The following is an 18,974-nucleotide window of genomic DNA, read 5'->3' as shown; positions in this document are numbered from 1 at the left end:
TTGTTGTCGTTACTGTTTCTTTCTTCCCTTTCCAGTAACCAGCGATTTTGCAATGTATATTCGCAAGCCGCGCATTTCAGGAGCGGTTTTAGTGGAGGCGAGATCCATGACTTACGGAGACTTAGGCGCGAAGGCTTTCCTGAGCGTCTTAGTCGTAGTTAGTCATTAGCTTGCCGGAACGTTGCGACGCGCGGCGGTGAATATACATTGTGAAATCGCGTTCGGGATAATGACCAACACATTAAATAGCAATCCGCGGTGGCAAAGAGGAAGTTTCCTTGGCCGCCGCTTTTTACGTTTGAGATTAGAGGAATAAAATAGAAGCACGAGTTTTACAATAGAATAGAACTTATTTTTGAGGAGACATACTATGCTTGAAAAGGCAATAAGAAAGGCGGTTCTGCCCATTTTACTGGCTAGTCTCATGGTGGGGGCTGGTTGTCGGATTACATATGCGGAGGAACAGCAGCAAACCACAGAGTCAAAAGTGGCTACCGATGACACTTTTGTACAGGCGCCTTCAGCCCTTCTGATGGAAGCCGGTACCGGTACTGTGATTTACGAAAAAGATCCGGACACAAGACGCAGTCCGGCAAGTATTACGAAGATCATGACACTGATCCTGATTTTCGATGCGTTGGAGAATGGTACACTGAAAATGGATGACCTTGTAACAACCAGCGCTTACGCTAAGTCTATGGGTGGCTCCCAGGTATTTTTGGAGGAAGGGGAAACCCAGGATGTGGAGACTATGATCAAGTGCATTGTGATCGCCTCTGGAAATGACGCCAGTGTAGCAATGGCAGAGCATATTGGAGGCAGCGAGCAGGAATTTGTACGGCAGATGAATGAGCGGGCAGCAGGGCTTGGAATGGAGAATACCCATTTTGTAGACTGCTGTGGATTGACAGAATCCACAGATCACTACACAACTGTTCGGGACATTGCCATTATGAGCCGGGAGCTGATCACCAAATATCCGAAGATTCTGGAATACTCCTCTATATGGATGGAAAATATTACTCATGTGACCAGACAAGGCTCCAAAGAGTTCTGCTTAACGAACACTAACAAGCTCCTTCGCAGCTACGACGGATGCATCGGTCTGAAAACCGGAAGTACCAGTCTGGCAAAGTATTGCGTATCTGCTGTGGCGTCCCGAAATAACATTACCTTGATTTCTGTAGTTATGGCAGCACCCGATTACAAAGTTCGTTTCAAGGACGCCGCTGCCATGCTGAACTACGGTTTTTCCAAATGTAGCTTTTACACGGATGAAAATCCCGAAAAGCTTCCCCAGATAGAGGTCCGAAAAGGAACCAAACCTACCACAGAAGTAAAATATGAAAAAAACTTCCAGTATCTGAGCACCGACGGCAAAACCATAGGCGAAGTGGAACGAAAACTGAATCTGGAAACTCAGGTCCAGGCACCTGTAAAAGAAGGCGATGTTGCCGGTACCCTGGAGTATTACCAGAATGGACAAAAGCTTGGAGAGGTGAACATTCTTTTTTCTGAAACTATAGAAAAAGCAACCTATAAAAACTGTCTGGAAAAGCTATTAAAGCTATTGTAAAGAACGTAGTATGGCAGGAGAACCTGATTTTCACCTTTGCCCCTAAAAAGTTACTGTTCACTGGTAACGTTCCGCGAAGCGCGTTACTGTGAACGGAGTGAACAGTAACCCTAAAAATAGTTATACAAATTACAGAAGCATTTTGACAAAACAGTCCTCATCGGTTTATAATAAACTCTGTATGAAAATTTTTGCTGATGTCTTACAAAAATATAGCAGCAAAAGCGGAGGAGAATCATATGAAACAAGAGAAAAAACAGCCTGGCAGATTAAAGATGCTTGCAGGCTATTATAAACCATATAAGGGACTGTTTTTTGCAGATCTTTTTTTTGCATTCCTTGGGGCAGCAGTGACACTTGTCATTCCACTGATGGTTCGTTATATTATGAATTCCATAAGTGAAATGTCAGCGGATGAAGCGAAGACCATGATTTTGAAAATCGGGGTGGGAATGCTGGTACTGATCCTGGTGCAGCTTGGAAGCCGTTATTTTATTACCTATTATGGACATATGATGGGCGCTTATATTGAGCATGATATGCGAAACGAGATATTCAGCCATTACCAGAAGCTCTCTTTTGCATTTTATGATAATCAGAAGGTCGGCCAGCTTCTTTCCAGGATCACAAGTGATCTTTTTGATATTACAGAGCTTCTCCACCATGGACCGGAGGATATTCTGATCTCAGTGATCAAGCTGTTCGGAGCACTGATCATTCTTATGAATGTGAAGCCGCAGATGGCGCTGCTGTGCTTCGCAGTTGTAATTATTATGCTGATCTATGCACTGATTTATAATAAAAAGATGAAAAGTGCATTTAAGGAAAACCGTGTGCGCATGGGCGAGATCAACAGCCAGATCGAGGACAGTCTTTCCGGAATCCGTGTGGTAAAATCTTTTGGAAATGAGAAGCGCGAGATTGAGAAATTCCGTAAAGGAAATGAGCGTTTTGTGGATTCCAAGCGTGTGACTTACCGCTATATGGCAGGTTATCATGCAGGCATGGATGCGTTTACCACGCTGATCACAGTTACTGCACTGGTTTCCGGAGCCATGTTCCTGGCAGCAGGAGATTTAAGCGCCACAGATCTTGTGACCTTCCTTTTGTATATTAACAATTTTACAGAGCCGGTTACCAAGCTGGTAAACTTTACCGAGCAGTTCCAGAACGGCTACAGTGGTTATGACCGCTTCCTGGAAATGATGTCCATTGCGCCGGATATTGAGGATGCGCCGGATGCAGTTTCTATGGATCATGTAAAAGGAGATATCCGCTTCGAGAATGTTTCTTTCCACTATGAAGACCACAATGAAAAAGTACTTTCCAACGTAAATCTGGAGGTAAAGCCCGGTGACTATGTTGCCCTTGTAGGCACTTCCGGAGCTGGAAAGACTACCCTTTGCAGCCTGATCCCCAGATTTTATGATGTTTCATCCGGTGCCATTTATCTGGATGGAAAAGATATCCGAAAGATCAAACTGAAGGATCTTCGTAATCAGATTGGCATTGTGCAGCAGGATGTATATCTGTTTGCAGGAAACATTATGGAAAATATCCGGTATGGCCGTCCGGACGCTACCGATGAGGAAGTTATCCGCGCAGCCAAGCTTGCCAATGCCCACGACTTTATCATGGAAATGCCGGATAACTATGGCACAGACATTGGACAGCGCGGCGTGAAGCTTTCCGGAGGACAGAAACAGCGTCTTTCCATTGCGAGAGCTTTTCTGAAGAATCCGCCGATCCTGATTTTTGATGAGGCAACATCCGCCCTGGATAACGAAAGTGAGAAGGTAGTGCAGCAATCTCTGGAACGTCTTGCCAAAGACCGAACCACCTTTGTGATCGCCCATCGTCTTTCCACGATCCGCAATGCCAGAAGGATCCTGGTGCTGACCGAAGATGGAATTGCAGAAGAAGGTACACATCAGGAGCTGATGGAGAAGGACGGCGTATATGCGAAACTTTGCAAAGCCGGATTGTGATCGTAAACAGCAATTATATGCGAAAGGATGAATTGCAGAATGAAAGAAATAAGAACCGAAGACGCAGTGGGCCAGATCCTCTGCCATGATATTACACAGATTATAAAGGATGAGAAGAAAGGCGTTCTGTTTTCCAAAGGACATATTGTGAAAGAAGAGGACATTCCGCTGCTCCTTTCTGTTGGAAAAGAACATCTTTTTGTGTGGGAAAAGAAAGAAGGCATTCTTCATGAAAATGAGGGCGCTGATATTTTGTATAAAATCTGTGCAGGAGATTCCATGCATGGAACTGATGTGAAAGAAGGCAAGATCGAACTGGTAGCAGACGAGGACGGAGTTCTGAAAATCCGCAGAGATGCTCTTCTGGCAGTGAATTCTCTGGGGGAGATGATGATCGCTTCCCGCCATGGGGACTTCCCGGTAAAAAAAGGAGATAAACTGGCTGGCACCAGGATTATCCCTCTTGTAATCGAAAAAGAAAAAATGGACAAAGCTGTGGAAGCTGCTGGTCCGGAACCGATTTTTTCCATTCTTCCCTATCACCTCAAAAAAGTTGGGATCGTTACAACTGGAAGCGAGGTAAAAAAAGGTCTGATTCAGGATACCTTTACCCCTGTATTAAAAGAAAAGCTTTCCGAGTACCCCACTGAGGTGATCGGTCAGACTACTCCGGGAGATGACAAGGCACAGATCACAGCCGACATTATGGAATTTATTAACCAGGGTGCAGATATGGTAGTCTGCAGCGGCGGCATGAGTGTAGATCCAGATGACCGTACACCTGGAGGAATCCGTGATACAGGAGCCAGAGTTGTTACTTACGGTGCACCGGTACTGCCAGGAGCCATGCTTCTCATCGCTTACTATGAGAAAGAGGGAAAACGCATCCCGATCCTTGGTCTTCCCGGATGTGTCATGTATGCGAAGCGCACTGTATTTGACCTGGTTCTGCCAAGAATCATGGCAGACGATGAAATTTTCCCGGAAGAAGTTGCTGCATACGGAGAAGGCGGTCTCTGCCTGAACTGCAAAGTCTGTACTTTCCCCAACTGTGGATTTGGAAAGTAAGCTCTGGAAATTACAAAGTATTTAAGGAGATTTATGGAAAAATTTCGAACTGCAACCTATGAAGTCCATAACCCGAAAATAAAAAAAAGCGTGCGCTTTGCTGTTCTTGCAGACCTTCACGGAAGCATTTTCGGCGAAGAGAACAATACTTTGCTGAAAAAAATCCAGGAATATGCCCCTGATGCCATTCTTCTTGCCGGAGACATGGTGGTCCGGATGGATCCTTCCACCCTGGAAACCGCCAGGAAGCTGCTTTGTACATTGGCGAAGAACTTTCCTATTTTTTACGCCATGGGAAATCACGAAACCAAAATGAAGGCCAAAGAGCACATTTATCGGAATGAGTATCTGGAATATCAGGCAGAATTGAAACAAAAAGGAATCTGTTTCCTGGCAAATGAGAAGAACAAAGTTGTTCTGGCTGGCAATTCCTTTGTGGTAAATGGACTGGAACTTCCACTGGAATACTATCATAAGCCTTTTTCCCCGAAGCTCACTTCTGAAAAAATGGAAGAGCTTATGGGAAAGCCAGATCCGGAGGCCATAAATATTCTGCTTGCCCATAACCCCAAATATGGCAGAACCTATTTCCGCTGGGGTGCAGACCTGATCCTGTCTGGACATTACCATGGCGGTGTGCTCCGTTTTTCCAGACATGTGGGAGCCATCAGCTCTCAGTTTATACCTTTTCCCAAATACTGTTGCGGCGATTTTTACAAAAATGGCAAATGTATGATCGTAAGTGCAGGTCTTGGGGAACACACAGTGCCTCTTCGGATCCATAATCCAAGAGAGCTGATTTTTATAGAAATGAAACCGTAAGGGAGAGAGGAAAGCGCATGGCAATTCCCGTAAAACTGAATGTTTTTGAAGGACCGCTTGATCTGCTCCTTCACCTTATTGATAAAAATAAAATTGATATTTATGATATACCGATTGTGGAGATTACGGATCAGTACATGGAATACATTCACGCTATGGAAAAAGAAGACCTTGGTATTATGAGTGAGTTTATGGTCATGGCCGCTACGCTTCTGGATATCAAGTGCCGGATGCTTCTTCCAAAAGAGATCAATGAAGAAGGAGAAGAAGAGGATCCCAGAGCGGAGCTGGTTCAGAAACTTCTGGAATATAAGATGTATAAATATATGTCTTATGAGCTGAAGGACAAGATGGACGATGCCAGCGGCGTCTATTTCCGTGAGCCGGATGTGCCCAGGGAGGTGCTTCAGTACCGGGAACCAGTGGATCCCTCAGAACTTCTGGCTGGTCTTACTCTTGAGAAGTTAAACGCCATTTACCAGTCGATCATCAGGCGGCAGGACGACAGACGGGACCCTATCCGAAGCCAGTTTGGAAAAATCGAGAAGGAAGAAGTCAGTCTTTCTGATAAAATGCTGGAGATGAAAGAATTTGCAAAGACTCACAGGAAATTCAGCTTTCGGGACCTGTTGAAAAAGCAGTGCTCCAAAGTACAGGTAATCGTTACCTTCCTTTCTGTTCTGGAACTGATAAAAATGGGACACATTCATGTGGTTCAGGAAGAGATCTTTGATGACATCCAGATCAATGTTGTGACGGAGCCAGAAACCTGGAAGAATCTGACAGAGTTTGCAGAGGAAGAAGGATAGTATATGGAAATTAAACGATTAGAAGGTGCCGTTGAGGCAATTCTGTTTGCGATGGGTGAATCTGTGGAATTAGGTCAGATTGCGAAAGCAATTCAGCAGGATAAGCCGACTACAGAAAAATTACTCCATAATCTGATGGATAAATATAAGGATGAGGGAAGGGGAATCCAGATCATTGAGCTGGAAGGCTCTTATCAGCTGTGCACCAAACGGGATTACTATGGCTGTCTGATCCGGATTGCCATGCAGCCTAAGAAACCTGCCCTTACAGATGTTATGCTGGAAACGCTGTCTATTATTGCCTATAAGCAGCCTGTGACAAAAGCTGAGATTGAAAAGATCCGGGGAGTAAAAAGCGATCATGCAGTAAATAAGCTGGTGGAGTATAATCTGGTAAAGGAACTTGGACGTCTTGATGCACCTGGACGACCGATCCTTTTCGGCACTACAGAAGAATTCCTTCGCACATTTGGTGTGCAGGGACTGGAAGAGCTGCCAGCTGTGGATCCGGTAAAAATGGCGGATTTTAAGGCTGAGGCCGAAGAGGAAGTACAGCTGAAGCTGGATATATAAGACAGGACAAGTAAGCCACAGATAAACTGCAGACGATATAACAGAACAAGTAAGCCGCGGATAAACTGCAGACAATGAAACAGGACAAGTAAGCCGCAGATAAACTGCAGGCGATAAGACAGGAGAGAAAAAATGCCCACAACATATGCACATGATTTGTTTGGTCAGAAAGTATACAGACAATTGCCCGATCAAGTGAAAGAAATTATTCGGAAAAACGGTGAACTGTATCGGATCGGTCTTCACGGACCGGATATTTTCTTCTATTATTTTATTTTTAAGAATCACGTAAGCAGTGTAGGATACCGTATGCACAAAGAAAAAGCCCGGGCTTTTTTTACCCAGGGAATGGCGCAGGTCAGAGAGACTGGTGATGAGGCACTTCTTGCCTATCTTCTTGGCTTTGGCTGTCATTATCTTCTGGACTCTTCCTGTCATCCTTTTGTAAATGAAATGAATGATAAGGGCAGGATTTCCCACAGCCTTCTGGAAATTGAATTTGACCGCTTCCTTATGGAAGAAAATGGAAAAAATCCATATGCCTTTTATCCTTCTGATTGTATCAAAGCAAAACGCAAAAATGCAGCGGAAATCCACAAGGCTTTTCCTCTTGTAAAAACAGGAGATATTCTTCTGAGCCTTAAACTGATGAAATTTATGACAAATCTGCTGGTATGTGACGATGGCGGGACAAGACGGGCGCGCTTGTCGAAGCTTTCCAGCCTTGGAGGAAGAAGAGCACAGTCTGCTTTGATCGATCACTATATGATGGCTCAGCCGGCAGGTGGCAGCAGGGAACCTGTGGAACAGCTGAATACATTGTTTGAAAAAGAGGTGAAAGAGGCACCGGCAGAATTGTTGGAGCTGTATCAGCTTTCCCAGGAGGACAGGCTGTTGTCTGAGCGATGGGATCTGACTTACAATGGTTAGCTGTGATATACAAATTGAAAATTGAACCAATTTCAGGGACAGGTATTTCTGTAAGATACCTGTTCTTTTTATCAGGTAAAACTTGTAGAGTGAGCTTTGCATAGTTTGGGACAGGTTCGCGTAAAATACTATAAACGGAATGTGGGGTGGACTATGAAAAGCAGATACAGATTCTTTTGTCTTACACTGACTTTTGTACTTGTTTTATGCACTGCTGGCCAGGTGTCAGGAAGCACTGGCACAGACGAAAAAAAGGCTGTCAGCTCCATTGTGCAGATGATACCGGCAGCTGTTGATATGAAAGAAACAGACGGACCTGGAAATCTCTATGCCTTATCAGCAGTTCTTATGGATGGGGATTCTGGCCGGGTACTGTACGAAAAAGAGGGCTATACAGCTCGTCCGAATGCCAGTACCACAAAGGTAATGACCTGTATCCTTGCCTTGGAGAAGGGCTCCGGTGATGATTATGTAATGGTGTCAGAAAATGCGGCCTCTCAACCAGAAGTAAAGCTGAATTTAAAGGAAGGGGAGCAGTATTACCTGGAAGATCTTCTTTATTCTTTAATGTTGAAAAGCCATAATGATACGGCCGTGGCAATTGCTGAACACATTGGCGGTTCTGTGGAAGGGTTTGCAAAAATGATGAATGCAAAAGCAAAGGAGATTGGCTGCACGAACACTCATTTTGTTACGCCGAACGGTCTTGACAGTGCAGATGCAGGAGGCATTCATCAGACTACCGCAAGAGATCTGGCTTTGATCATGAGCTATGCGGTGAAAAATAAAGCATTTCTTCATATTACACAGACCAGGGATTATTCTTTTTCTGATATTTCAGGAAAACGTCAGTTTTCTGTCCATAATGCAAATGCATTTCTTGATATGACTCCGGACGCCATTTCAGGAAAAACAGGTTTTACAGGAAATGCGGGTTATTGTTATGTGGCAGCCTGTGAAAATGAGGAAAGAAAATTTATTATTTCCCTTCTTGGCTGCGGCTGGCCGAATAATAAGACATATAAATGGAAAGATGCCATGAAACTGCTGGAATATGGCAAAGCAAATTTTCACAAGGAAACCTACTGGCAGGAGCCGGAGATTCCGGCTATACCAGTAAAGGATGGGACTGACGAAAGCAGCGGGAAAGAATCTGGTAAAGAAAACCAGGAAAATTCCGGGAAAATTTTCACAGAAATCGGGACAGGTTTCGCAGATGCATATATAAATGGACAGATCCAGGCATCCGATTCTGACAAAAAGAAGCAGATCCTTCTGAAAGAAGGGGAAAAGATTACCTGTCGTCTGCGTATTGAGAAAAATTTGACGGCGCCTGTGAAAAAGGGGCAGAAAATTGGTCAGGTCACTTTTAGCCTTGGAGAACTTGTCCTGGATAACTATTTTGTGACAGCAGACCGCAATATCGTCAAAATCACCTATTTATGGTGTGCAAACAAGGTGTTTCATGACTTTTTTCACTAAAAAGCCTGACGGAATATGTATGATATATAAAAAAATCCCCCGAAAATCGAGGGATTTTTTTGCATAAAAACACGGAAAACTATTGAAAAATTGTGTGAAAAAATGTACAATTAGAATCGGCAGAATTTTTGGTTATACTTTTAAATTATTATAAAATGGAGGGCAAGAAAGAATGAGTAACGCAACACAAAGTTTAGCGGGCACAAGAATCACTTCTTTGCTTGACGCGAACAGTTTTGTTGAGATCGGCCAAAGTGTAACAGCCAGAAATACAGATTTCAACATGACTGAAAAAAAAGCACCTTCAGACGGTGTTATTACCGGATATGGTGTAATCGATGGAAATCTGGTGTATGTGTACAGCCAGGATGTTTCCGTACTGAACGGAACAGTTGGTGAAATGCATGCCAAGAAGATTACCAGACTTTATGATATGGCTATGAAGACCGGTGCTCCGGTGATCGGCCTGATCGATTGTGCAGGTCTCCGTCTTCAGGAGGCAACTGACGCATTGGAAGCATTCGGTGAAATTTATATGAAACAGACTCTGGCATCCGGACTGATTCCACAGATCACAGGTATCTTCGGTACCTGCGGTGGTGGTATGGCACTTGTACCGGCACTGACAGACTTCACATTTGTTGAAGAGAAGAAAGGCAAACTGTTTGTAAACACCCCGAACGCCCTTGAAGGCAATCACGTTTCCAAATGTGACACATCCTCTGCCAGATTCCAGAGCGAAGAGACAGGTCTTGTAGACGGAATCGGCACTGAGGACGAGATCCTTGGAAAAATCCGTGAACTCGTAACATATCTGCCATCTAACTGCGAAGACACTGATTCTTACATGGAGTGCACAGACGACCTGAACCGTGTATGCGAGGATATTGAGAACTGCACAGGCGACACAGCCATTGCACTTTCCAGAATCGCTGATAACGGACAGTTCTTCGAGGTAAAAGCTGACTACGGCAAGAGTGTTGCTGTTGGATTTATCAGACTGAACGGCGCTACCGTTGGTGCTGTTGCAAACAGAAGCGAGAGCTATGATGCGGAAGGCAAAAAGGTATGGGAGTCTGATGGTACCCTTAGTGCACGCGGTGCAAGAAAAGCAGCAGAGTTCGTAAAATTCTGTGACGCTTTCGAGATCCCGGTACTTACTCTTACAAATGTAAACGGCTTTAAGGCTACTGTATGTGGCGAGAAGATGATGGCGAAATCTGTCGGAGCACTGGTTCATGCATTTGCAGACGCTACTGTTCCGAAGGTTAACGTTGTGATCGGCAAAGCATTTGGAACCGCTTACACAGCTATGAACAGCAAAGCAATCGGTGCAGACATGGTATACGCATGGGAGAACGCAGAGATCGGTATGATGGATGCAGACCTTGCAGCCAAGATCATGTATGCAGGCGATGACGCAGCAGCTCTTACTGAGAAAGCAGCTGAGTACAGAGAACTTCAGAACTCTGTTTCCTCTGCAGCAGCAAGAGGATATGTTGACACCATTATCAGCCCGGCTGATACAAGAAAATATGTGATCGGTGCATTTGAAATGCTGTTCACAAAAAGGGAAGAACGTCCGTCCAAGAAACACGGCACGGTCTAAGCGAGGTGGAGCATATGAAACAGATTTTTAAGAAAGTATCCTCCCTTTGCACAGTACTTCTCATGATGGCAGTTCTCACTCTTACCGGAGTATCCTCCGTATGGGCAGCTGATGAGGTAGATGACACGGTAAAGCAGACCCTGGTCACTACCGCTGAGGGACTTACCGATACCATCATTGCTCTCAGTGATGAAGATATTGAGAATTATACCAAGTCATCTGATGAGTTTACTGTTGGAGCAATGACTGCATGGGCAGGCTCCAAGGATGAAGTTGGGGCTTTAAAGGAGAGAACCGGAGAGACAGAGGTGAAGGCTTCTGACGACGGATATACCGTTACTGTACCGGTCTCCTTTGAGAAAGCAGATGCAAATTTCGTTTATATTTTCGATGCTTCTACAGGAACACCTACATCCCTTACTGTTGATGTACAGTATTCCATGGCTGAGACCTTAAGAAGAGCTGTTATGAATACTATCATGGGTATTGCAATCGTATTCATCGTTCTTATTTTCCTGAGCTTCCTGATCTATCTGTTCAGATTCATCCCGAATCCGGAAGCAAAGAAAAAAGCTCAGGCTGCAGCAGCCCCTGCCCCTGCACCGGTGGCAGCACCAGTGGAAGCTGCAGAAGCAGACGATACAGAACTGATCGCGGTTATCGCAGCAGCAATTGCAGCAGCTGAGGGAACCACTACAGATGGATTCGTTGTTCGTTCCATCCGCAAAATCAATCGTAAAAAGAGATAAATACAGGAGGATCCTAAAATGAAAAGTTATACAATTACCGTTAACGGAACAGCATATGAAGTAACTGTTGAAGAGACAGGAAGCGTTTCCGCACCAGCAGCTGCAGCTCCTGCAGCAGCTCCGAAAGCAGCACCGGCACCGAAGGCAGCTCCTAAAGCAGCAGCCGGAGCAGGCGCAGTTAAGGTTGCAGCTTCCGTACCTGGAAAGGTTCTGAAAATCGCAGCAAGCGTTGGACAGGCTGTAAAAGCCGGTGACAACATTGTAATCCTGGAATCCATGAAGATGGAGATCCCGGTTGTAGCTCCTCAGGACGGAACCGTTGCAAGCATTGACGTTGCAGAAGGTGCCTCTGTAGAAAATGGAGATACCCTGGCAACAATGAACTAAGTCGGGAGGTAATAGGATGTCTTACGTAGCAGACACTTTGTCCAACCTGATCCATCAGACCGCATTTTTTAATCTGACATGGGGTAACTACCTGATGATCGTGGTTGCTTGTGTATTCTTATATCTTGCCATTGCAAAGGGATTTGAGCCTCTGCTGCTTGTTCCCATTGCATTTGGTATGCTCCTTGTTAATATTTATCCGGACATTATGGCAAATCCGGAAGACATGTCCAACGGTGTTGGCGGTCTTCTTCATTACTTCTACATCCTTGATGAGTGGAGTATTCTTCCTTCCCTTATCTTTATGGGTGTAGGTGCCATGACAGACTTTGGTCCGCTGATCGCGAATCCGAAAAGCTTCCTGATGGGTGCTGCAGCGCAGCTCGGTATCTATATGGCTTACTTCCTTGCAATCTTCCTTGGATTCAATGGAAAAGCAGCAGCAGCAATCTCCATCATCGGTGGTGCAGATGGTCCGACCTCCATTTTCCTTGCTGGTAAGCTTGGTCAGACTGCTCTTATGGGACCGATCGCCGTGGCGGCATATTCCTATATGTCACTGGTTCCGATCATCCAGCCTCCGATCATGAAACTGTTTACTACTGAGAAAGAGCGTAAAATCAAGATGGAGCAGCTTCGCCCTGTATCCAAGCTTGAGAAGATCCTCTTCCCAATCGTAATCACAATCGTTGTCTGCATGATTCTTCCGACAACAGCTCCTCTGGTTGGTATGCTTATGCTTGGTAACCTGTTCAGAGAGTGCGGCGTTGTAAAACAGCTTACAGAGACAGCTTCCAATGCACTTATGTACATCGTAGTTATCCTTCTTGGTACATCTGTTGGTGCTTCCACAAGTGCAGAGGCATTCCTGAATGTGGATACTTTGAAAATCGTTGTATTAGGTCTTGTGGCATTTGCATGTGGTACTTTCGGCGGTGTTATGCTCGGAAAGGTTATGTGCAAGCTTACAGGCGGCAAAATCAATCCGCTTATTGGTTCCGCCGGTGTATCTGCGGTACCTATGGCAGCCCGTGTTTCCCAGAAGGTTGGTGCTGAGGCAGATCCTACCAACTTCCTTCTGATGCATGCAATGGGACCAAACGTTGCCGGTGTTATCGGTACAGCCGTTGCTGCAGGAGCATTTATGGCTATTTACGGAATCTAATAATGATACCAGAAATTCGGATTTTTCCCGGCTTTCTATAGTGAAACCGGGAAGTCCGGATGAACTAAATAAATAAGGAGAACAATTATGGCAGAAATTGAAAAAAAACCTGTTAAAATTGTGGAAACCATTCTGCGTGATGCACATCAGTCCCTGATTGCAACCCGTATGACAACAGAGCAGATGCTTCCAATCGTTGATAAACTTGATAAAGTAGGCTACCATGCAGTTGAGTGCTGGGGCGGTGCTACTTTCGATGCAAGCCTTCGTTTCCTTCATGAGGATCCGTGGGAAAGACTTCGTAAATTACGTGCAGGATTCAAGAACACAAAGCTGCAGATGCTTTTCCGTGGCCAGAACATTCTTGGATACCGTCCATACGCTGATGATGTTGTAGAGTATTTTGTTCAGAAATCTCTGGCAAATGGTATCGATATCATCCGTATTTTCGACTGTATGAACGACCTTCGCAACCTTCAGACTGCTGTACATGCTGCAAACAAAGAGCATGGCCATGCACAGGTTGCTCTTTCCTATACACTTGGTGATGCTTATACTCTTGAGTACTGGACAAGCATTGCGAAACGTATCGAGGAAATGGGTGCAGACTCTATCTGTATCAAAGATATGGCCGGTCTTCTTCTTCCATATAAGGCAACTGAGCTTGTTACAGCCCTGAAAGAGACTGTTAAGATCCCGATCGATCTTCATACACATTACACCTCTGGTGTAGCTTCCATGACTTACTTAAAAGCTGTTGAAGCTGGTGTTGATATCATCGATACTGCAATGTCTCCATTTGCACTGGGTACTTCCCAGCCTGCAACTGAGGTTATGGTTGAGACCTTCAAAGGCACTCCATATGATACCGGATTTGATCAGCAGCTCCTTGCTGAGATCGCAGACTACTTCCGTCCAATGCGTGACGAGGCTCTTGAGAGCGGCCTTCTGAATCCGAAGAACCTTGGCGTAAACATCAAGACTCTTCTGTATCAGGTACCAGGTGGTATGTTATCCAACCTTACTTCCCAGCTGAAAGAGCAGCACGCAGAAGACAAGTTCTATGATGTTCTTGAGGAAGTTCCGCGTGTACGTAAAGACCTTGGTGAGCCGCCGCTTGTTACTCCGTCTTCCCAGATCGTTGGTACACAGGCTGTATTTAACGTTCTCATGGGCGAGAGATACAAGATGGTTACCAAAGAGACAAAAGATGTTCTCAGCGGAAAATATGGTGCTACAGCAAAACCATTCAATCCAGAAGTTCAGAAGAAATGTATCGGTGACACACAGCCGATCACATGCCGTCCGGCAGATCTTCTTGAGAATGAGCTGGGCAAACTTGAAGGCGAGATGGCACAGTATAAAGAGCAGGATGAGGACGTTCTGTCCTATGCACTGTTCCCACAGGTTGCTACTGACTTCTTCAAGTATCGTCAGGCTCAGGAGAAAAAGGTGGATGAGACGGTTGCTGATACCAAAAACGGAGCATATCCGGTTTAATCAGTGAGGAATAAGGATTTCTATGGGACAGGTTATATGCTGATCCTATAGAAATTACGACGAAAGACACGTGCAGAGAAGGTTTTTGCACGTGTCTTTTTAAAAAATATACACAAAACTGTTTGAATCCGGTATGAAAAAAATATTCTACAGTGGGCAAATATCGCCAGGGGCGGCTGGTCACAACCTGGGAATTCCGCAGAAAAAGGTTTTCGAACAGATTTATGAAAGGTATCTAAATGAGTAAAATATTGATCGTAGGCGGCGGAGCTGCTGGAATGATGGCCGGTGTTTATCTGGCAAGGGCAGGACATGAGGTCCACATTCTGGAGAAAAATGAGAAACTTGGAAAGAAAGTGTATATTACAGGAAAAGGCAGATGCAATGTTACAAATAACTGTGACACGGAAGAACTGTTCCGGGCAGTTATGTCTAACCCGAAATTCCTGTACAGTGCTTTCTATTCTTTTACACCCCAGGACGTAATGGAATTCTTTGAAGAAGCGGGAGTTCCACTGAAGACAGAGAGAGGTAACCGGGTTTTCCCTGTGTCTGACCATTCTTCAGATATTATCCGCGGTCTGGAACGGGAACTTAAGAAAGCTGGCGCATATATCCATCTTCGCACAGAGGTGAAAAATGTGAAGGTCAGTCCTTATGAGGAACCGGACGTGGATGAGAAAAAGGCACATCACAGCCAGGTAACCGGTGTAGAACTGGCAGATGGAAGTTTTATGGAGGGCGACCATGTTCTGGTTGCCACTGGAGGACTTTCCTATCAGTCAACAGGCTCCACAGGGGATGGTTATCGCTTTGCAGAGGAAACCGGCCATAAAGTAACGGAGCTTTCTCCGTCTCTGGTTCCTCTTAAGACAAAAGAGGATTATATCCCAAGACTTCAGGGACTTTCCTTAAAAAACTCTGAACTTACGATTAAGTCAGGCAAAAAGGTGCTTTTCCAGGATTTTGGCGAGATGATGTTCACCCACTTTGGCGTGACAGGCCCCATGATTTTATCTGCAAGCGCACATATTGGCAAACAACTGCAGAAATCCGGAGAGCTGAATGCTTATCTGGATCTGAAGCCTGCCCTTACCATGGAACAGCTGGATGCCAGAATTCTGCGGGAATTTGAGGCAGGACAGAACAAACAGTTTAAGAATGTGATCGGCGTACTTTTTCCATCATCCCTTACACCTGTCATGCTGGAACTGGGTGGTATTTCTCCGGAAAAAAAGATACACGATATTTCCAGGGAAGAAAGAATGCACTTTGAAGAACTGGTGAAAGCTTTCCCATTTACCATCAATGGAATGGGAGAATATAAAGAAGCAGTTATTACAAGAGGTGGTGTTTCTGTGAAGGATATCCAGCCTGGTACTATGGAATCCAGAAGGGTAAAGAAGCTTTATTTTATCGGAGAAGTACTGGATCTGGATGCAGTGACCGGCGGTTATAATCTCCAGATTGCATGGTCTACCGCATATCTTGCAGCTATGGCATTGAAAAATGAATAAAAATCTGTTATAAATGTAAGAAGTGAAAAAACTGCGATTTAAGAGGAGGTAACAGAGAAAATGGGATGTAACATTGCCATTGACGGGCCGGCAGGAGCAGGCAAAAGCACAATTGCAAAGAGAGTGGCAAAGGAACTGTCTTTTATTTATGTAGATACAGGCGCTATGTACCGTGCCGTTGCACTTTATTTGCTGAGAAATGAAATTGACGGAACAGATGCGGAAGCAGTTGCAGGTAACTGTCAGAGCGCTGAGGTTTCCATTCGATATGAAAATGGAGAGCAAGTTGTAATTCTTAACGGTGAGAATGTAAATCAGTATATCCGTACGGAAGAGGTTGGAAACATGGCATCCAAAACATCTGCAAACCCGGCGGTAAGGGCACATCTTCTCAATCTTCAGAGAAATCTGGCAGCAAAGAACGATGTGGTAATGGATGGCAGGGATATTGGAACTGTAGTTCTTCCGGACGCACAGGTGAAGATTTATCTTACTGCCAGCGTGGAGACCAGAGCTAAGAGGCGTTATGATGAATATCTTGCCAAGGGCGAGAGTGCTGATCTTGAAGAAATCAAGAAAGACATTGAAAACCGGGATCATCAGGATATGACAAGAGAAATTTCTCCTCTTCGCCAGGCTGAGGATGCAGTGCTTGTGGATTCTTCTCTTATGAACATTGATGAAGTGGTAGCTGCGATCCTTGGAATTTACAAAGATAAGGTGGAATAAACCATGGAAGTAAAAGTTGCAAAAACAGCAGGCTTTTGCTTTGGCGTGCAGCGTGCAGTAGATAAGGTATATGAACTGATCGACAGCTGTCCGGACAGGCTTTTTACCCTGGGTCCCATCATCCACAATGAAGAAGTGGTAAATGATCTGGAAAAGAAAGGTGTCCGTGTTGCTTCAGAAGAAGAACTGAAAACTCTTCCAGAGGGCAGCACCGTAGTGATCCGCTCACACGGTGTTGGAAAAAAAGTCTACGATCAGCTGGAAGAGTGCGGCCTTTCCTATGTGGACGTGACCTGTCCTTTTGTCCTGAAGATCCACCGGATTGTGGAAAAGGAGAGCAAAGCCGGTTCCCATATTGTGATCATTGGAGATCCGGATCATCCTGAGGTTGTGGGAATCTGCGGCTGGTGTATAGGACCATATACTGTGATCCGCACCAAACAGGACGCACTGGATTTCGTGCCTCCGGAAGGCAAAAATGTGTGCATTGTGTCGCAGACCACATTTAATTATAATAAATTTAAAGATTTAGTTGAAATTCTCCGCAAAAAGAGGTATGATAATACTGTTTTAAATATTCTTAATATTTTAAACACTATTTGTAATGCTACCGAAGAACGGCAGAGAGAAGCAAAGAGCATAGCCGGAGAGGTAGACACTATGTTAGTCGTAGGAGGCCGACATAGTTCCAATACTCAAAAGCTGTTTGAAATATGTAAAAAGGAATGTGAAAATACTTACTATATACAAACACCTGTAGACTTGGATTCAGATATGTTCCAATGCAGTAGTTATGTAGGTATTACAGCAGGGGCTTCAACCCCAAAGAAAATTATTGAGGAGGTTCAAGAACATGTCAGAATTAAGTTTTGAACAGATGCTGGAAGATTCCGTAAAAACAATCAGAAATGGAGAAATCGTACAGGGAAAGGTCATCGATGTGAAAGAAGATGAAATTATCCTGAATATTGGCTATAAAGCTGATGGTATTATCACCAAGAGTGAATATAGCAATGATCCTTCCGTAGTACTCACAGACGCTGTACATGTAGGTGACTCCATGGAAGCCAAAGTGCTTAAGGTAAACGATGGCGAAGGCCAGGTTATCTTAACCTACAAGAGACTTGCTGCAGAGAAAGGCAATAAACGGCTTGAGGAAGCATTCGAGAACCAGGAAGTATTAAAGGCTCCTGTAACTCAGGTACTTGACGGTGGATTATGTGTTAACGTTGAGGAGACACGTGTATTCATTCCTGCAAGCCTTGTTTCCGACACATATGAGAAAGATCTCAGCAAATATGCTGATCAGGAGATTGAGTTCGTTATCACAGAGTTCAATCCAAGAAGACGCCGCATCATTGGTAACCGCAAACAGCTTCTTGTTGCTGAGAAAGCTAAGAAACAGCAGGAGCTTATGGAGCGTATCCATGTTGGCGATACAGTAGAGGGTGTTGTTAAGAACGTTACAGATTTTGGTGCATTCATCGATCTGGGCGGCGCTGACGGACTGCTTCACATCTCTGAGATGTCCTGGGGCAGAGTAGAGAACCCGAAGAAAGTCTTCACAGTTGGTGAGACTGTTAAAGTTATGATCAAAGATATCAAGGGCGAGAAGATTGCTCTTACAATGAAATTCCCGGAGGAGAATCCATGGCTTACAGCTGCTGAGGATTTCGCTGTTGGAAACGTAGTAACTGGTAAAGTTGCACGTATGACAGACTTCGGTGCATTTGTTGAGCTTGCACCTGGCGTAGATGCACTTCTTCATGTATCTCAGATTTCCAGAGAGCACGTTGCAAAACCATCTGATGTGCTTACAATCGGACAGGAGATCCAGGCTAAAGTTGTTGATTTCAATGGCGAAGACAAGAAAATCAGCCTTAGCATGAAAGCTCTTGAGGCTCCGGCTGAGGAAGAGTCTGTAGAGGAATAATTTAACTAAGAGGGAAGTGTTGTGCATTTCTCTTATCCCATGTAAATAACCGCCATTCACAGGATTTGTGAATGGCGGTTGGTTTTGATATCTTGAATATGATATTAGTAAAAAGACATTGTCTGTTAGAGCGTGTC

17 protein-coding genes are annotated in these 18,974 nt (G+C 44.7%); all 17 read left to right on the top strand.

The window, feature by feature from the left end; genetic code table 11:
- Window positions 1-370 precede the first annotated feature (370 nt).
- The 17 genes from I2D69_RS16580 to rpsA all read left to right on the top strand — a co-directional run bounded on the left by I2D69_RS16580 (window position 371) and on the right by rpsA (window position 18,837).
- Window positions 371-1,576, top strand: coding sequence for a D-alanyl-D-alanine carboxypeptidase family protein (locus tag I2D69_RS16580; protein ID WP_195380260.1), 1,206 nt, complete (start codon window positions 371-373; stop codon window positions 1,574-1,576).
- 239 nt (window positions 1,577-1,815) lie between these two features.
- Window positions 1,816-3,564 (top strand): ABC transporter ATP-binding protein, encoded by a 1,749-nt coding sequence (locus I2D69_RS16575; RefSeq protein ID WP_118578027.1) that lies wholly within the window; start codon window positions 1,816-1,818, stop codon window positions 3,562-3,564.
- A gap of 39 nt (window positions 3,565-3,603) precedes the next feature.
- Window positions 3,604-4,632: a molybdopterin-binding protein gene (locus I2D69_RS16570; protein WP_173769067.1), complete on the top strand. Its 1,029-nt coding sequence runs from the start codon at window positions 3,604-3,606 to the stop codon at window positions 4,630-4,632.
- A 33-nt stretch (window positions 4,633-4,665) separates the two neighbouring features.
- On the top strand, window positions 4,666-5,454 hold the full coding sequence (locus tag I2D69_RS16565) for a metallophosphoesterase (RefSeq protein ID WP_148461981.1): 789 nt from the start codon (window positions 4,666-4,668) through the stop codon (window positions 5,452-5,454).
- A 17-nt stretch (window positions 5,455-5,471) separates the two neighbouring features.
- Complete coding sequence (locus tag I2D69_RS16560; protein WP_148461982.1) at window positions 5,472-6,263, top strand: segregation/condensation protein A; 792 nt, start codon at window positions 5,472-5,474, stop codon at window positions 6,261-6,263.
- Between the two features lie 3 nt (window positions 6,264-6,266).
- Complete coding sequence (gene scpB, locus I2D69_RS16555) at window positions 6,267-6,836, top strand: SMC-Scp complex subunit ScpB (RefSeq protein WP_118578031.1); 570 nt, start codon at window positions 6,267-6,269, stop codon at window positions 6,834-6,836.
- 132 nt (window positions 6,837-6,968) lie between these two features.
- Window positions 6,969-7,766 carry a zinc dependent phospholipase C family protein gene (locus tag I2D69_RS16550; RefSeq protein ID WP_148461983.1) on the top strand — a complete coding sequence of 266 codons (798 nt, stop codon included), beginning with the start codon at window positions 6,969-6,971 and terminating at the stop codon, window positions 7,764-7,766.
- A 153-nt stretch (window positions 7,767-7,919) separates the two neighbouring features.
- A complete protein-coding gene (locus tag I2D69_RS16545; RefSeq protein ID WP_227199145.1) occupies window positions 7,920-9,248 on the top strand; it encodes a D-alanyl-D-alanine carboxypeptidase family protein in 1,329 nt (442 codons plus the stop codon).
- A 172-nt stretch (window positions 9,249-9,420) separates the two neighbouring features.
- A complete protein-coding gene (locus I2D69_RS16540) occupies window positions 9,421-10,857 on the top strand; it encodes a carboxyl transferase domain-containing protein (RefSeq protein ID WP_148461985.1) in 1,437 nt (478 codons plus the stop codon).
- Between the two features lie 14 nt (window positions 10,858-10,871).
- The gene (locus I2D69_RS16535) at window positions 10,872-11,606 is read left to right on the top strand and encodes an OadG family transporter subunit (RefSeq protein ID WP_173769066.1); all 735 of its coding nucleotides are present in this window, start codon (window positions 10,872-10,874) and stop codon (window positions 11,604-11,606) included.
- 18 nt (window positions 11,607-11,624) lie between these two features.
- The gene (locus I2D69_RS16530; protein WP_118578036.1) at window positions 11,625-11,993 is read left to right on the top strand and encodes a biotin/lipoyl-binding carrier protein; all 369 of its coding nucleotides are present in this window, start codon (window positions 11,625-11,627) and stop codon (window positions 11,991-11,993) included.
- 16 nt (window positions 11,994-12,009) lie between these two features.
- Entirely contained in the window at window positions 12,010-13,158 is a 1,149-nt protein-coding gene (locus I2D69_RS16525; RefSeq protein WP_118578037.1) for a sodium ion-translocating decarboxylase subunit beta, read from the top strand.
- Between the two features lie 87 nt (window positions 13,159-13,245).
- Window positions 13,246-14,658, top strand: coding sequence for an oxaloacetate decarboxylase subunit alpha (locus I2D69_RS16520; protein ID WP_173715969.1), 1,413 nt, complete (start codon window positions 13,246-13,248; stop codon window positions 14,656-14,658).
- 239 nt (window positions 14,659-14,897) lie between these two features.
- A complete protein-coding gene (locus tag I2D69_RS16515; protein ID WP_148461989.1) occupies window positions 14,898-16,175 on the top strand; it encodes an NAD(P)/FAD-dependent oxidoreductase in 1,278 nt (425 codons plus the stop codon).
- 60 nt (window positions 16,176-16,235) lie between these two features.
- Window positions 16,236-16,904 (top strand): (d)CMP kinase, encoded by a 669-nt coding sequence (gene cmk, locus I2D69_RS16510; RefSeq protein ID WP_148461990.1) that lies wholly within the window; start codon window positions 16,236-16,238, stop codon window positions 16,902-16,904.
- Between the two features lie 3 nt (window positions 16,905-16,907).
- Window positions 16,908-17,777 (top strand): 4-hydroxy-3-methylbut-2-enyl diphosphate reductase, encoded by an 870-nt coding sequence (ispH, locus tag I2D69_RS16505; RefSeq protein WP_148461991.1) that lies wholly within the window; start codon window positions 16,908-16,910, stop codon window positions 17,775-17,777.
- Entirely contained in the window at window positions 17,758-18,837 is a 1,080-nt protein-coding gene (gene rpsA, locus I2D69_RS16500; RefSeq protein WP_118578042.1) for a 30S ribosomal protein S1, read from the top strand. Before ispH ends, rpsA begins: the two co-directional genes overlap by 20 nt.
- The last annotated feature ends 137 nt before the right edge of the window (window positions 18,838-18,974 follow it).

The organism is Ruminococcus sp. D54t1_190329_F1 (assembly GCF_015551645.1).
GTDB classification, from domain to species: domain Bacteria; phylum Bacillota; class Clostridia; order Lachnospirales; family Lachnospiraceae; genus Blautia_A; species Blautia_A faecis.
Note: the sequence above shows the minus strand (reverse complement) of the source record. Positions and strands in the feature narration are given on the sequence as shown.

Bases quoted from the DNA above. Each gene is read 5' to 3' on its own strand.
- I2D69_RS16580 (WP_195380260.1), top strand. From the start codon at position 371: ATGCTTGAAAAGGCAATAAGAAAGGCGGTTCTGCCCATTTTACTGGCT.
- I2D69_RS16575 (WP_118578027.1), top strand. From the start codon at position 1,816: ATGAAACAAGAGAAAAAACAGCCTGGCAGATTAAAGATGCTTGCAGGC.
- I2D69_RS16570 (WP_173769067.1), top strand. From the start codon at position 3,604: ATGAAAGAAATAAGAACCGAAGACGCAGTGGGCCAGATCCTCTGCCAT.
- I2D69_RS16565 (WP_148461981.1), top strand. From the start codon at position 4,666: ATGGAAAAATTTCGAACTGCAACCTATGAAGTCCATAACCCGAAAATA.
- I2D69_RS16560 (WP_148461982.1), top strand. From the start codon at position 5,472: ATGGCAATTCCCGTAAAACTGAATGTTTTTGAAGGACCGCTTGATCTG.
- scpB (WP_118578031.1), top strand. From the start codon at position 6,267: ATGGAAATTAAACGATTAGAAGGTGCCGTTGAGGCAATTCTGTTTGCG.
- I2D69_RS16550 (WP_148461983.1), top strand. From the start codon at position 6,969: ATGCCCACAACATATGCACATGATTTGTTTGGTCAGAAAGTATACAGA.
- I2D69_RS16545 (WP_227199145.1), top strand. From the start codon at position 7,920: ATGAAAAGCAGATACAGATTCTTTTGTCTTACACTGACTTTTGTACTT.
- I2D69_RS16540 (WP_148461985.1), top strand. From the start codon at position 9,421: ATGAGTAACGCAACACAAAGTTTAGCGGGCACAAGAATCACTTCTTTG.
- I2D69_RS16535 (WP_173769066.1), top strand. From the start codon at position 10,872: ATGAAACAGATTTTTAAGAAAGTATCCTCCCTTTGCACAGTACTTCTC.
- I2D69_RS16530 (WP_118578036.1), top strand. From the start codon at position 11,625: ATGAAAAGTTATACAATTACCGTTAACGGAACAGCATATGAAGTAACT.
- I2D69_RS16525 (WP_118578037.1), top strand. From the start codon at position 12,010: ATGTCTTACGTAGCAGACACTTTGTCCAACCTGATCCATCAGACCGCA.
- I2D69_RS16520 (WP_173715969.1), top strand. From the start codon at position 13,246: ATGGCAGAAATTGAAAAAAAACCTGTTAAAATTGTGGAAACCATTCTG.
- I2D69_RS16515 (WP_148461989.1), top strand. From the start codon at position 14,898: ATGAGTAAAATATTGATCGTAGGCGGCGGAGCTGCTGGAATGATGGCC.
- cmk (WP_148461990.1), top strand. From the start codon at position 16,236: ATGGGATGTAACATTGCCATTGACGGGCCGGCAGGAGCAGGCAAAAGC.
- ispH (WP_148461991.1), top strand. From the start codon at position 16,908: ATGGAAGTAAAAGTTGCAAAAACAGCAGGCTTTTGCTTTGGCGTGCAG.
- rpsA (WP_118578042.1), top strand. From the start codon at position 17,758: ATGTCAGAATTAAGTTTTGAACAGATGCTGGAAGATTCCGTAAAAACA.